This is a genomic window from Pseudomonas sp. SDO5271_S396, assembly GCF_054071795.1.
This window is the reverse complement of sequence record NZ_JBSVWB010000004.1, coordinates 43,219-55,993: the sequence shown is the minus strand read 5'-3', so window position 1 is coordinate 55,993 and position 12,775 is coordinate 43,219. Positions and strand designations below refer to the sequence as shown.

Annotated in this window: 14 protein-coding genes; 6 read left to right on the top strand and 8 right to left on the bottom strand. The window is 61.5% G+C overall.

Annotated features, from left to right (window positions below; genetic code table 11):
* Nucleotides 1–163 precede the first annotated feature (163 nt).
* Nucleotides 164–640 carry a hypothetical protein gene (locus ACW9IN_RS04740; protein WP_457364793.1) on the top strand — a complete coding sequence of 159 codons (477 nt, stop codon included), beginning with the start codon at nt 164–166 and terminating at the stop codon, nt 638–640.
* 118 nt (nt 641–758) lie between these two features.
* On the opposite strand, the gene ACW9IN_RS04735 is transcribed toward ACW9IN_RS04740, so the two are convergent.
* The 3 genes from ACW9IN_RS04735 to ACW9IN_RS04725 all read right to left on the bottom strand — a co-directional run bounded on the left by ACW9IN_RS04735 (nt 759) and on the right by ACW9IN_RS04725 (nt 2,579).
* On the bottom strand, nt 759–1,034 hold the full coding sequence (locus tag ACW9IN_RS04735; RefSeq protein ID WP_003213368.1) for an HU family DNA-binding protein: 276 nt from the start codon (nt 1,032–1,034) through the stop codon (nt 759–761).
* Between the two features lie 191 nt (nt 1,035–1,225).
* Complete coding sequence (locus ACW9IN_RS04730) at nt 1,226–2,374, bottom strand: NAD(P)/FAD-dependent oxidoreductase (protein ID WP_457364792.1); 1,149 nt, start codon at nt 2,372–2,374, stop codon at nt 1,226–1,228.
* Between the two features lie 37 nt (nt 2,375–2,411).
* Entirely contained in the window at nt 2,412–2,579 is a 168-nt protein-coding gene (locus tag ACW9IN_RS04725) for a rubredoxin (protein ID WP_457364791.1), read from the bottom strand.
* 196 nt (nt 2,580–2,775) lie between these two features.
* On the opposite strand from ACW9IN_RS04725, the gene ACW9IN_RS04720 reads away from it, so the two are divergent.
* From ACW9IN_RS04720 to ACW9IN_RS04705, 4 genes are all read left to right on the top strand, one after another.
* Nucleotides 2,776–3,339 (top strand): chorismate--pyruvate lyase family protein, encoded by a 564-nt coding sequence (locus ACW9IN_RS04720; RefSeq protein WP_457364790.1) that lies wholly within the window; start codon nt 2,776–2,778, stop codon nt 3,337–3,339.
* The gene (ubiA, locus tag ACW9IN_RS04715) at nt 3,339–4,229 is read left to right on the top strand and encodes a 4-hydroxybenzoate octaprenyltransferase (RefSeq protein ID WP_457364789.1); all 891 of its coding nucleotides are present in this window, start codon (nt 3,339–3,341) and stop codon (nt 4,227–4,229) included. The genes ACW9IN_RS04720 and ubiA overlap by 1 nt, the downstream gene beginning before the upstream one ends.
* A 248-nt stretch (nt 4,230–4,477) precedes the next feature.
* Nucleotides 4,478–6,574 (top strand): putative bifunctional diguanylate cyclase/phosphodiesterase, encoded by a 2,097-nt coding sequence (locus ACW9IN_RS04710; RefSeq protein WP_457364788.1) that lies wholly within the window; start codon nt 4,478–4,480, stop codon nt 6,572–6,574.
* A gap of 54 nt (nt 6,575–6,628) precedes the next feature.
* A complete protein-coding gene (locus ACW9IN_RS04705) occupies nt 6,629–7,375 on the top strand; it encodes an SDR family oxidoreductase (RefSeq protein WP_457364787.1) in 747 nt (248 codons plus the stop codon).
* A gap of 11 nt (nt 7,376–7,386) precedes the next feature.
* Here ACW9IN_RS04705 and ACW9IN_RS04700 read toward each other — a convergent pair whose 3' ends face one another.
* From ACW9IN_RS04700 to ACW9IN_RS04685, 4 genes are all read right to left on the bottom strand, one after another.
* Nucleotides 7,387–7,827 (bottom strand): hypothetical protein, encoded by a 441-nt coding sequence (locus ACW9IN_RS04700; RefSeq protein WP_457364786.1) that lies wholly within the window; start codon nt 7,825–7,827, stop codon nt 7,387–7,389.
* A gap of 74 nt (nt 7,828–7,901) precedes the next feature.
* Nucleotides 7,902–9,311, bottom strand: coding sequence for a GntR family transcriptional regulator MpaR (gene mapR / locus ACW9IN_RS04695; protein ID WP_457364785.1), 1,410 nt, complete (start codon nt 9,309–9,311; stop codon nt 7,902–7,904).
* A 159-nt stretch (nt 9,312–9,470) separates the two neighbouring features.
* A complete protein-coding gene (ccoG, locus tag ACW9IN_RS04690) occupies nt 9,471–10,886 on the bottom strand; it encodes a cytochrome c oxidase accessory protein CcoG (RefSeq protein WP_457364784.1) in 1,416 nt (471 codons plus the stop codon).
* 184 nt (nt 10,887–11,070) lie between these two features.
* Entirely contained in the window at nt 11,071–11,310 is a 240-nt protein-coding gene (locus ACW9IN_RS04685; protein WP_457364783.1) for a DUF3203 family protein, read from the bottom strand.
* A gap of 124 nt (nt 11,311–11,434) precedes the next feature.
* Between ACW9IN_RS04685 and ACW9IN_RS04680 the strand changes: the two genes are divergently transcribed.
* Nucleotides 11,435–11,929, top strand: a complete 495-nt coding sequence (locus ACW9IN_RS04680) for an MgtC/SapB family protein (protein WP_457364782.1) — start codon at nt 11,435–11,437, stop codon at nt 11,927–11,929.
* Here ACW9IN_RS04680 and ACW9IN_RS04675 read toward each other — a convergent pair whose 3' ends face one another.
* Nucleotides 11,930–12,772, bottom strand: coding sequence for a M10 family metallopeptidase C-terminal domain-containing protein (locus ACW9IN_RS04675; protein ID WP_457364781.1), 843 nt, complete (start codon nt 12,770–12,772; stop codon nt 11,930–11,932). It abuts the gene before it with no gap.
* Between the last annotated feature and the right edge of the window lie 3 nt (nt 12,773–12,775).

Genomic DNA, 12,775 nt, shown 5'->3' with positions numbered 1-12,775 from the left:
CGAATGAAAAAAGGTCAAGTCCCGGAAGGTTTTGACGTGCATCATAAAAAACCGATATTCCGCGGTGGTAATAACCGCCAAAGCAACTTGGTACTCATGGACAAGGCGTACCATAAAGCGAATAGCAAAGCTCTACATTGGTATCCAGAGGGGGAGAATCCATATGGACTCAATTAAAAACGCGCGCTGCCAGGTCTGTGACAAAACGTTTGAGCTCGACGCACATCAGCAGAAGCTTATCGCGCCAATGGTCGCGAAGGGCCAGCGCTTCATCATGATTGAGTGTCCGGCTTGCGGTTCTTCCACTCAATACATCAAGGCCGAAGCACCTGTTGAGAACCACCACTTCGCTCAGAATTACCGATGCCCCATCACGCAGTGCGCAGGCTGGGTCGATCTGATAGATGAAAACACGCGTCCTTTCTGGGGTTGCGGCGAATGCGGCAGCATCTGGTATGACGAGAAAAATCTGCAAAAAGAAATTACAGACATTGTTGCCCTGCATCCTTATCGAGCCCGCAGTTACATTCAACGGGACGGAAAATGGATCCCGGGGGACCTGAATTCAGAACCTGCGAATTACGAAAAACTTGTCGAGAAAGAACCCGCTGATAACCAGGATGAGTTGGTCAGGGGATAAGCGGTTAAACCGGCTGACGTCATCCAGAGCCAACTTTCCCCCACAAAAAATGGGCACCCGACTCCGTCGGCGTGCCCATTTTTCGTACTATTCCGCCTCCCTTCAGACGGTAACGCTTTTACGGGTTGACGCTGTCTTTGAGCGACTTGCCCGGTTTGAACGCAACGGTGTTGCTTGCCTTGATTTTCACCGGCTCACCGGTCTGTGGGTTTTTGCCGGTGCGGGCACCGCGATGACGCTGCAGGAAAGTACCGAAGCCAACCAGGGTGACGCTGTCCTTGCGGTGCAGGGCGCCGGTGATTTCTTCGAGAACGGCGTTGAGGACGCGGTTGGCCTGTTCTTTCGTGAGATCCGCTTTTTCAGCGATGGCGGCTGCGAGTTCTGGTTTACGCATATGTGAAGCCTCTTTGACGGTTTTTTGTTGTTATGTCCGTGCTGCTCTCTTGTGGAGCAGCGCCCAAAGCGCCGCAGGCTCTACTCTGCGGCAGACGGGAGTGAGGATGGCACGCCCCAGGACGCCGCGCCAGTCTCGCGACGACCTTTCTGGGGCGAAAAACGGGGTTATTCCGACAGAACGACCCGTATTTACGCCAGCAAAGGCGGAAGTTCTTTGTTGAGAGCGAGTTTTTCCATGACCGCCGTGCCGGTCAGCGCATAGCCCAGCAAGCGCCCTTCGGCGTCGCGGCACAGTGCCTTGATGTCCGCGCCCTGGCCTTCGACACTCCAAGCGCCTTCGGTTCCACGAGGCGGTGGCGAGACCACCAGCGGACAAATCGGGGTTTTCACCGTGATCGGCATCGGCCCGTAGCTCACGGCGGTCGCATTGCCGGCCAGGGTCTGGGCCAGCGCACGGGCACAGCTCATCAGCGGCATGACGTACAGCAGGTTCAGGCCGTCGACCTCGGCACAGTCGCCCAGGGCGTAGATGTTCGCGTGGGAAGTCTTGAGGTGGCGGTCCACCATGATCCCACGGTTGATTTGCAGGCCCGCCGCTGCGGCCAGGTCGACGCGCGGGCGCAGGCCGATGGCCGAGACCACCAGGTCGCAGGGGATGACTTCACCATCCGACAGATGGGCTTCCAGGCCATCCGCTGTACGCTGCAAGCGATTGAGCACCGGCCCCAGGTGGAAACGCGCACCGAGGCCTTCCAGCCCGGCCTTGACCGCTGCGGCCGCCGCTGGGTGCAGCAGGGTCGGCATGACCTGCTCGCAGGGCGCCACCAGGTCGATTTCATAACCGCCCAGGATCAGGTCGTTGGCGAATTCACAGCCGATCAGGCCGGCGCCGAGCAGCAGAACGCGGCGTTTGCCGGCAGCGGCGGTGCGAAAGCGTGCATAGTCTTCGAGGTCGTTGATCGGGAAAATCAGATCAGCCGCATCACCTTCGACCGGCACACGCACAGTTTCCGCGCCCCAGGCCAGGATCAGGTCACGGTAGGCCACCGCCTCTTCGCCCAGCCACAGGCGCTTGTGGCCCGGGTCGATACCGGTGACGCGGGTGTGGGTGCGCACTTCAGCCTTGAGTTGCTCGGCCATGGCGCCCGGTTCCGCCATGCTCAGGCCGTCGGCTTCCTTGTTCTTGCCAAAGCCGGTGGAGAGCATGGGCTTGGAGTAGGAGCGTCCGTCATCCGCAGTGATCAGCAGCAACGGGGTCTCGCTGTCGAGCTTGCGAAACTCCCGGGCGACGTTGTAACCGGCCAATCCTGTGCCGATGATCACGACAGGTGCGTTCATTCCTTTCTCCTTGTAGTACGTTTCTTGAAAATTCAGATCAGCCGATTTCGATCATTTCGAAATCCGACTTGCCCACGCCGCAGTCCGGGCAAAGCCAGTCTTCCGGGACGTCTTCCCAGCGGGTGCCCGGCAGAATGCCGTCATCCGGCCAGCCGTCTTTCTCGTCATAGATCAGGCCGCAGACAATACATTGCCACTTCTTCATTGCGTGTTTCCTCAAGGTCCAGGCGTGTTGGCCGGCGGTCGATGGATGCAGCGTTGCCGCGCGGCTCAGCGCGTTTTGTACTGATCGGGGCCGGCAGATGCAAGCACGTTCGACGCGAGGAGCCGGTTCGGCCCGGCAAAAGATCAGGATGCCATGGTAAGCTCGCCGCCTCTTTTGCCGCCAATACTGACTCACCGTGCCGCACTCAATCGCCCTCCCCGATGTTTGCCAATGGCTGACCCAGAGCCGTTTGGCCCCCACGCCCGCGCCCTTGACCCTCAATTGGCTGTTCAACGAAGACTCGCTGACGCGGCGGCTGACGTGGCTCTCCAGGGACGGTTTCAGCGTGACGCCACTGTTCGAAGGCTGGCAGCCGCTGCGCGAGGATGAATGCGCAGCCCTGGGCCTGGCTCCGGCCACGGTCGGCTGGGTACGCGAGGTATATCTGCGCGGGCATGGCCAGCCCTGGGTGTTCGCGCGCAGCGTGGCCGCGCGCAGTGCCTTGCAAGGCGATGGCCTGCATATGGATGAACTGGGCAGCCGCTCGCTGGGGGAGTTGCTGTTTTGCGACCGCGCGTTTACCCGTCAGCCGATCGAAGTGTGCCACTACCCACGGCAGTGGCTGCCGGAAGCCGATCGGACCGACGGCCTGTGGGCCCGCCGCTCGCGCTTCGACCGAGGCCCGCTGAGCGTGCTGGTGGCGGAAATCTTCCTGCCCAGCTTCTGGCATGCCTTGCATGACCCTGCGGAGAACTGCTGATGTATCAACGCCTGCTCAAGTCCTTGAACCATCTGAACCCCAGGGCCTGGGATTTCATTCAACTGACGCGCATGGACAAGCCTATCGGCATTTACCTGCTGCTGTGGCCGACCTTGTGGGCGCTGTGGATTGCCGGCAAGGGCTCGCCTTCCATTGGCAATGTCGTCATTTTCGTACTGGGCGTGGTGCTGACCCGGGCCGGTGGTTGCGTCATCAATGACTGGGCCGACCGCAAGGTCGATGGCCATGTGAAGCGTACCGAGCAACGGCCGCTGGTGAGCGGCAAGATCAGTTCGAAAGAGGCACTGGTGTTCTTTGCCGTGCTGATGGGGATCAGCTTCCTGCTGGTGCTCCTGACCAACGCCACCACCATCCTGCTGTCCCTGGGCGGCCTGGCTCTGGCGGCGAGTTACCCGTTCATGAAGCGCTACACCTATTACCCGCAGGTGGTACTGGGCGCGGCGTTTTCCTGGGGCATGCCGATGGCGTTCACCGCCGAGACCGGCCATCTGCCTGCCACCGCGTGGCTGTTGTATATCGCCAACCTGTTGTGGACGGTCGGCTACGACACCTATTACGCGATGACCGACCGTGACGACGACTTGAAGATCGGCGTGAAATCCACGGCAATCCTGTTCGGCGATGCCGACCGCATGATCATCCTGACCCTGCAAGGGCTGTCATTGCTGTGCCTGTTGCTGGCGGGTGCCCGCTTCGACCTCGGCGGCTGGTTCCATCTGGGCTTGCTGACGGCAGCGGGGTGTTTTGCCTGGGAGTTCTGGTACACCCGGGACAAGGACCGGATGAAGTGCTTCAAGGCATTCCTGCATAACCATTGGGCGGGACTGGCGATATTCGTGGGGATTGTGGCGGATTACGCGTTTCGCTGAGATCTTGTGGTGGCTGGGCCGGCGCCTTCGCGAGCAAGCCCGCTCCCACATTTGAAGCCGAGACCGGCTTCCAGAAACCGGTCTGCAAACACCCCCGAAATCCTCCTGAAAGGGCCAGTACTTTGACGTCAAAACCCCAATACTGGCCCGTTGATAACTAATCCCCCACCCGAGAATTATTCTCGCTACAATCCGCCGCTTTGCCCCCGGATACGGGCGTTCCCAGCCCGTCGGTCACGAGATGTCCCATGCTTATCGGTAGTTATTCACCCTCCCTGGTCGTGATCTCGCTGTGCGTCGCGATCCTGGCTTCCTACACCGCACTGGACCTGACGGGTCGCCTCGCGACCGCCAAAGGCCGGGCGGTTTATTTCTGGATGGCGGGCGGTGCCCTGGCGATGGGCGTGGGGGTATGGTCGATGCATTTCATCGGCATGCTCGCATTGCGTTTGCCGTTCGCCCTGGGCTTCGACCTGGGGATTACCGCACTGTCATTGGCGATTGCCGTGCTGTCCTGCGGGTTCGCCTTGTGGCTGGTCAGCCAGCCCCGGCTGCCGGCCTGGCAACTGGCGTTTGGCGCGCTGATCATGGGTGCGGGCATCAGCAGCATGCATTACACCGGCATGGCCGCGATGCGCATGACTCCGGGCATCGATTACGACCCGACGCTGTTTGGCGCTTCGTTGCTGATCGCCGTGGTAGCCTCCGGCGCGGCGTTGTGGATCGCTTTCCATCTGCGCCGGGACACGCCCTACGTGCGTCTGGCACGCGGAGGTGCCGCGGTGGTAATGGGCTTTGCGATTGTCGGCATGCACTACACCGGCATGGCCGCCGCGCGGTTTGCCGATGAGAGTTTCTGTGGCGCGGCGCTCAACGGCTTGAGCGGCAAGGGCCTGGACAACCTGGTGCTGGTGACATCCCTGGCGGTGTTGATCATCGCGTTGTTGACCTCGCTGCTGGATGCGCGCCTGGAAGCTCGTACCGCCGTGCTGGCCGACTCCCTGACCCTGGCCAACCAGGAACTGACCCATCTTGCCTTGCACGACATGCTCACCGGTCTGCCCAATCGCACCTTGCTCGCGGACCGCATCCAACAGGCCATGCAGGCGGTCAAGGAGCAGGGCGGTTGCTTTGCGTTGATGTTTATCGACCTGGACGGTTTCAAGCCGGTCAACGACGCCTTCGGCCATCACATGGGCGACCAGTTGCTGCGCGAAGTCGGCCTGCGCCTGCGGGAGGATTTGCGTAGCCAGGACACCCTGGCGCGTATCGGCGGTGACGAGTTCGTGCTGCTGGTGCAACTGAACCAGCCGGATGACGCCCTGCGCCTTGCCGAGCGCCAAGTGGTGCTGATCAATCGCGCGTTCACGGTTGCCGAGCATGAGCTGAAGATTTCCGCCAGTGTCGGCATCGCCATGTACCCGGGCAACGGCGGCAATCCCCAGGAATTGCTGATGAACGCCGACGCCGCCATGTACCACGCCAAGGGCATGGGCAAGAACGGCTACAGCTTCTTTGATGTGTCGATGAACACCAATGCTCGCAAGCAGTTGCAGTTGTTGCAGGACCTGCGCAATGCCCTGGAGCACGGGGAGTTTCGCCTGTACTACCAACCCAAGTTCGACGCGGTCAGCGGGATTGCTGTCGGCGCCGAAGCCTTGCTGCGCTGGGAGCACCCACAACAGGGCCTGTTGTTGCCTGCCACGTTTATCGAACTGGCGGAAAAGACCGGGCTGATCATCCCCATTGGTGAGTGGGTGCTCAACGAAGCGTGTCGCCAGATGGCGCTCTGGTATGCCCAAGGGTATGAGGATTGGCGGATTGCCGTGAACCTGTCGGCCTTGCAGTTCTGTCATGCCGGGCTGGTCAAGAGTGTGGCCACGGCGCTGGAGCGGCACCGGTTGGCGGCGAATAACCTGACCCTGGAGATCACCGAAACCACCGCCATGAGCGATGCCGACGCGAGCATGACGGTGTTGCAGCAGTTGTCGGACATGGGTGTCGATCTGTCCATCGATGACTTCGGCACCGGCTACTCCAGCCTGATGTACCTCAAGCGCCTGCCGGCCAATGAACTGAAGATCGACCGCGGGTTCGTGCGGGACCTGGAGCACGACAGCGATGACGCCGCCATCGTCTCGGCCATTGTTGCGCTGGGCCAGGCCCTGGGTCTGCGCATCGTCGCCGAGGGCGTGGAAACCGACGTGCAGCAAAGCTTCCTGACCCGTCTGGGCTGCAATTCCCTGCAAGGGTATCTGCTGGGCCACCCGCTGCCGGCAGAGGGGTTCATGGCCGATATCCAGCGTGCCGAAGACGCGGTGGCGCCTGACAAAAGCCGTGCGTGACGGCTATTCTCTGGTTCAGCCATACACATCAGGTTGAATCAGGAGACTGCAGGCATGGACAAAGTCCTCATCATCACCGGGGGCAGTCGCGGGATTGGCGCCGAGACGGCCTTGCTGGCCGCGCGGCAGGGCTACCGCATCTGCATTAACTATCAATCCGACGAGGAAGCGGCCCACCGTGTTCTGGAGCAGGTGCGCGGCCTGGGAGCCCAGGCGATTGCCGTGCGGGCGGACGTGAGTATCGAAGATGAGGTGATCGGCCTGTTCAACCGTGTGGATGCCGAGCTGGGGCGGGTCACGGCGCTGGTCAACAATGCCGGCACCGTGGGCCACAAATCGCGGGTCGATGAAATGTCCGAGTTCCGCATTCTCAAGATCATGAAGACCAACGTACTGGGGCCGATCCTGTGCGCCAAGCATGCGGTGCTGCGCATGTCGCCCCGCCATGGTGGGCAGGGCGGCAGCATCGTCAATGTGTCTTCGGTGGCGGCGCGCCTGGGTTCGCCGGGTGAATACGTCGACTACGCCGCTTCCAAGGGCGCCCTCGACACCTTCACCCTGGGCCTGTCGAAGGAGGTCGCCGGCGAGGGCATTCGCGTCAACGCAGTGCGCCCAGGCTACATCTTCACCGATTTCCACGCCCTGAGCGGCGACCCGGACCGGGTCAGCAAGCTGGAGTCCGGTATTCCCATGGCCCGGGGCGGCCGCCCGGACGAAGTGGCGGAAGCGATTGTGTGGTTGCTGTCGGACAAGGCTTCCTATGCCACCGGAACCTTTCTTGATCTGGGCGGTGGGCGTTGACGGTGGGCCAGTCAGTGCCCGAGATTCTGTAGCGCGTCGTAACCTTTTTCTGCAAATTCCACCAGAAGACGCGCTTCTGAGTTTTTGCGGGTGGCATAGCCCGCGTTGTGAAAGCCGTTGATTTTATCGTCGCCGCGCTTACTGTTGCCCACCTTTCGATCATTCAGGTTGTCGATGAAGTTTACGACCCGGGCAAGGCTGTAGACCGTATCGGCACGGCGTTTCCTGCCGAGATGGGTGGCTGTCCAATCGCCCAGCTGGCGCTTGAGTGCGTCGGTAATGATGTAGCTGTGGGGGCGCCGCAACAGGTGTTTGAGGGCGGGGCTGGTGTCGATGATCTGTCGGGCCGTTCGCGTGTCGCCGGAGGGGCGCTGTTCCGGGGCTGTGGGGGCGTACAGCCAGTTATGTTCGGGAAGAAGTCCGGGAATGACACTGGGGGCGTTGAGGTGCATGAAAGGCTCTGCATCAGGTTGAAAGTCACTGAGTGGCGCTTCGCGAGGGAAGGTTCCAGTGACGTTGCTGCAACCTAAAACGACCGCACAATCCGCCCCAACGTCTCCATTGCCTTCTCCGACGCCTCGGTCCACGGGCTGCCGTAGTTCAGGCGTATGCAGTTCCTGAAGCGCCGGGTGGCGGAAAAGATCGGTCCCGGTGCAATGCTGATGCCTTGCGCAAGGGCCATCTGGAACAGCTTCAGCGAGTCGGTCTGCTCCGGCAGTTCCAGCCACAGGAAGTAGCCGCCGGTCGGCCGGCTGACGCGGGTCTGTGCCGGGAAGTAGCGGGCGATGGCCGCCAGCATGGCGCTTTGCTGTTCCTCCAGGGCATAGCGCAGTTTGCGCAGATGCCGGTCGTAGCCGCCGTGTTGCAGGTAATCGGCAATCGCCGCCTGGGCCGGCATCGATGGGCACAACGACGTCATCAGCTTCAAGCGTTCGACCTTCTGCGCAAAACGCCCGGCCGCCACCCAGCCCACGCGATACCCAGGGGCGAGGCTTTTGGCGAAGGATCCGCAATGCATCACCAGACCCTCGGTGTCGAAGGCCTTGGCCGGTTTCGGTGCTTGCTGGCCGTAATACAGCTCGGCGTACACATCGTCCTCGATCAGCGGCACCTGGTGGCTGCGCAACAGTTCGACCAGGGCCTGCTTTTTCGCTTCGGGCACGGTGGCACCCATGGGGTTCTGGAAGCTGGTCATGGTCCAGCAGGCCTTGATCGGGTAGCGCTCCAGGGTCTGCGCCAGAGCGCCGAGGTCAATGCCATCGCGGGGATGAACGGGAATTTCCACGGCCTTGAGCTTCAAGCGTTCGAGGACTTGCAGGCAGGCATAGAACGCCGGGGCCTCGATGGCCACCAGGTCGCCCGGTTCGGTCACGGCCTGCAGGCACAGGTTCAGGGCCTCGAGTGCGCCGTTGGTGATCAGCAGCTCTTCCATCGGCAGCATCAGGCCGCCGACCATGTAGCGCAGGGCGATTTGCCGGCGCAGTTGCGGATTGCCCGGCGACATATCGGTGACCACCATGCGCGGGTCCATCTCACGACCGGCGCTGGCCAGCGAGCGCGCCAGGCGCGGCAGCGGGAACAGCGTCGGACTGGGGAACGCCGAGCCGAACGGTACGGTATTCGGGTCCTTGATCGAGTCGAGCACCGAGAACACCAGCTCGCTCACATCGACTTCGGTGGACTCGTGCACCTGTTCGCTCACCACCGGCTCGGAAAACGGGCTGGGCGCGTGGGTGTTGACGAAGTAGCCCGAGCGCGGCCGTGCGCGGATCAGCCCGCGACGTTCCAGCAGGTAGTAGGCCTGGAACACGGTGGACGGGCTCACCCCGTAGGTCTGGCTGGCATAGCGCACCGAGGGCACGCGCTGACCGGGGCCAAGCACGCCGGAGCGGATCAGTTCTGCGATGTCATCGGCGAATTTTTCGTAGCGTTTCATGGGGGCCTAATTTACTTGCTGAAATGTACGCAGGGCAAAATGTGGGAGCTGGCTTGCCTGCGATGACGGCGGCAGATCCGCCGACAGTGTTGACTGACGTGACGCTATCGCGGGCAAGCCCGCTCTCACAGGTGGAGCTTTACAGGTTTGGCATGGATCTCAGCGGTTCAGCGGCGCCACGAAACGGCTGTCGGCGGCAGTGTAGATCCAGGGTTCATCCACGTCCGTGACCTTGAAGCGCAATGTCTGCGAACTGTTCGTCGGCTTGTCGGCCAGCAGCGTCACCGACACCGGTACATCGCTGATTTCTCCCGGGGCGAGGCTGAGCAGGGTTTTGCCTTGCAACTGGAAGCCCTCGGCATTCACCAGTTCCAGACGGTAATCCTGGCGCTGCTGGGTCTTGTTGATCACTTTGAGGCTGTAGATGTTTTCGATCAGGCCCTGGGCGTTCTCGCGGAACAGGCCCCGGTCCTTGGTGACATCCAGCGACACCATGGGCCGTTCGATCAGCGCCACCACCAGGGCGGCGATCATCACCAGCAACACGGCACTGTAGCCGATCAACCGTGGCCTGAGCAGGTGGGTTTTGCCGCCTTGCAACTGATGTTCGCTGGTATAGCTCACCAGGCCACGGGGGTAGCCCATCTTGTCCATGATCGAATCGCACGCATCAATGCACGCCGCGCAGCCGATGCATTCCATTTGCAAGCCATCACGGATGTCGATGCCGGTGGGACACACCTGTACGCAAAGCTGGCAATCGATGCAGTCGCCCAGGCCGACGCTGGCCGGCTGCACATCACGCTTGCGCGGCCCACGGTGTTCGCCCCGGGCGGTGTCGTAGGCAATGGTCAGGGTGTCTTTGTCGAACATCACGCTCTGGAACCGTGCATAGGGGCACATGTGCATGCACACCGCTTCACGCAGCCAGCCGGCGTTGAGGTAGGTGGCAGCGGCGAAAAACAGCACCCAGAACAGGCTCACGCCGCCCAGTTGCAGCGTCAGCAGTTCTGTGGTGAGCGGGCGAATGGGGGTGAAGTAACCGACAAACGTCAGCCCGGTCAGCACACTGATCGCCAGCCACAACGTATGTTTGGCCGAGCGCCGCGCCAGTTTGCCCAGGCTCCACGGCGCTGCTTGCAGTCGAATGCGCTGGTTGCGCTCGCCTTCGGTGAGTTTTTCGCACCACATGAACAGCCAGGTGAAGGTGCTTTGCGGGCAGGTATAACCGCACCACACCCGGCCGGCGAAAACGGTGATGGCGAACAGGCCGAAGGCGCAGATGATCAGCAGCGCCGAGAGCAGGATGAAGTCCTGGGGCCAGAAGGTCGCGCCAAAAATGTGGAATTGGCTTTGCGCCAGATCCCATAGCACCGCCTGGCGACCGCCCCAGTTCAGCCAGACGGTGCCGAAGAACGCCAGGAACAGAACACCGGCACCGCAGATCCGCAAGGTACGGAACAGGCCGGTAAAACTGCGGGTATGGATCAGCGCGTCGCTGGCGTTGGCCTTCACCTTCTTCGGGGGCCTCGGGGTGTACAGCTCCACGGATCGGACGGGGATTCTTTCGCTCATGGTCATTCGCTCATCAGCCTCCATCAGGCGGATGCACTATGACCGTGGCACTGTTTTCATAACAGATTCAGATAGGACTATAAAAAGCGGATCAGATGAGCCGTGAGACGCCCCCTGCGACAATGCGCTGCACCCCATATCTCGTGGGGTACAGCGCAATTGCAAATGGGCTGATGCAGATCAATCAAATCGCCGAACCAGGTTCGGTGACCTTCTTGTGCTGCCGCTCATCGGCGGCTCCGGCGACGGTGAGCGCATCGGCTTCCTGCTCGGTGATGTACACCGGGTGGGTGCCGAGCTCGACATACGACATGGCCTTGGGGATATCAGTCCTGACCGTCACCTTACGGGCCGGCAGGCTCTGCTCCTGGCCGTCGTCATTGACCTTGAAATAGCACGTCTGGTTTTCGATGCGTACGGGCATGGCGATCTTCCTTTTCCGGATCGGTGTACGTGTTAGGGGCAATCGGGGGGCCAATGGTTCGAGGCAACTGACTGGCGGTCGCCGCTGTCCATCCTTTACCGATAACGATAATGGAGCGCGGTCCATGGACGCCTGGTGGCATGAAGTGTGGCAAACCCTGCTGGCCGAGTTCGCCGATATCGGCGACGCCAGGCAACTGACCCAGATTACCGTGCGCTTGCTGATCGCCGCCGTGCTGGGCGGCATTCTGGGCTTCGAGCGCGAGAGCAAGGGCAAGGCGGCCGGCGTGCGCACCCATATGCTGGTGGCGCTGGGCGCGGCGTTGTTCGTGTTGGTGCCGCAGATGTCGGGCAATCAGGCGGATGCCATGAGCCGTGTGGTGCAGGGTGTGATTGCCGGTATCGGCTTTCTGGGCGCGGGCACCATCATCAAGGGTAAGGATGACGAAGAAGGGCACGTCAAGGGCCTGACCACTGCCGCCGGCTTGTGGATGACCGCTGCGATCGGGGTCTCGGCCGGGTTGGGCCGGGAATCGACAGCGGTCCTGAGCACCTTGCTCGCCCTGGCGGTGTTCAGCGTGATGCCCAGGATCGTCAGGCTGCTGGAGAAGGAGCGCTGATCACAGCACCAGGTTGCTGTGCCGCACCTCGCCAAACACCTTGATCACCATGGGAGGCTGGCCGGGGTTGCCGTTGATGGCGATCACGCTGGTGTGGGTGCCGGGCAGATAGTGGATCTGCATTTCGCCAGGCGCTCCGGAGAAGTGTTCGACCAGGTGTAACGGTTTTCCCGTTTGGCGTTGAATATCGGACAGGTCCAGTTTGTCGTTTCGATTGAAGTTCCTGATTTCGCTGGGCGTGCCCAGGGTGGACTCTTCGATCGAGCGATAGCGGTAGGTTGCCGGGCCGTTGCTGGCGGATAGGGGGGCGTCGTTGGCGCCTCGCGCTGCATCAATCTTGTCTGCGGTCAATGATTCGCCGATTCCGATCAACGCATTGCCGACGGTCTGGATTTCGGAGAGCTGGCGCTTCAGGCCGGAGAGGCGCTTTTGGATGTTGTTCTGTTGCGAGACGTCACTCTCGAGCCCGCCACCGTCGAATGACTGCGGCAGCATGGCAACGTTGTTCAGTGTTTCCTGGCGTTTGTAGTTTTTTCCCACTTCATCGAGCGCCGAGTCTCGCTGAGTGCTGACCGTCTCCTTGCTCAGTTGCTTGCCAATGGTCTTGAGGACCTTGGCATTTGCTTCGGCGTCCGGGCCGCGTAACAGGCTGGCAATATTCCCGGGGCTCAATAATGAGCGCAGTTGTTCCAGCAGGGCTTTGGCGCCTTTGTCGTTGGGCGAGCGCAACAACAGGCCGAGATTGGCCGGGGTCAGCAGGGCACTCAGCTCGTTCAGCGCCTGGGTGGTGCCGGAGGATGGGGCAGGCGCAGAGGCTATCGCTTCAGCGGTCTTGGGTTGCACGGA

What these genes read in the sequence shown, in the direction of transcription:
- ccoG (WP_457364784.1), bottom strand. Translation starts at nt 10,886, where the DNA reads ATGAGCGAAAGAATCCCCGTCCGATCCGTGGAGCTGTACACCCCGAGG.
- ACW9IN_RS04700 (WP_457364786.1), bottom strand. Translation starts at nt 7,827, where the DNA reads ATGCACCTCAACGCCCCCAGTGTCATTCCCGGACTTCTTCCCGAACAT.
- ACW9IN_RS04680 (WP_457364782.1), top strand. Translation starts at nt 11,435, where the DNA reads ATGGACGCCTGGTGGCATGAAGTGTGGCAAACCCTGCTGGCCGAGTTC.
- ACW9IN_RS04735 (WP_003213368.1), bottom strand. Translation starts at nt 1,034, where the DNA reads ATGCGTAAACCAGAACTCGCAGCCGCCATCGCTGAAAAAGCGGATCTC.
- ACW9IN_RS04685 (WP_457364783.1), bottom strand. Translation starts at nt 11,310, where the DNA reads ATGCCCGTACGCATCGAAAACCAGACGTGCTATTTCAAGGTCAATGAC.
- ACW9IN_RS04710 (WP_457364788.1), top strand. Translation starts at nt 4,478, where the DNA reads ATGCTTATCGGTAGTTATTCACCCTCCCTGGTCGTGATCTCGCTGTGC.
- ACW9IN_RS04740 (WP_457364793.1), top strand. Translation starts at nt 164, where the DNA reads ATGGACTCAATTAAAAACGCGCGCTGCCAGGTCTGTGACAAAACGTTT.
- mapR (WP_457364785.1), bottom strand. Translation starts at nt 9,311, where the DNA reads ATGAAACGCTACGAAAAATTCGCCGATGACATCGCAGAACTGATCCGC.
- ACW9IN_RS04725 (WP_457364791.1), bottom strand. Translation starts at nt 2,579, where the DNA reads ATGAAGAAGTGGCAATGTATTGTCTGCGGCCTGATCTATGACGAGAAA.
- ubiA (WP_457364789.1), top strand. Translation starts at nt 3,339, where the DNA reads ATGTATCAACGCCTGCTCAAGTCCTTGAACCATCTGAACCCCAGGGCC.
- ACW9IN_RS04730 (WP_457364792.1), bottom strand. Translation starts at nt 2,374, where the DNA reads ATGAACGCACCTGTCGTGATCATCGGCACAGGATTGGCCGGTTACAAC.
- ACW9IN_RS04705 (WP_457364787.1), top strand. Translation starts at nt 6,629, where the DNA reads ATGGACAAAGTCCTCATCATCACCGGGGGCAGTCGCGGGATTGGCGCC.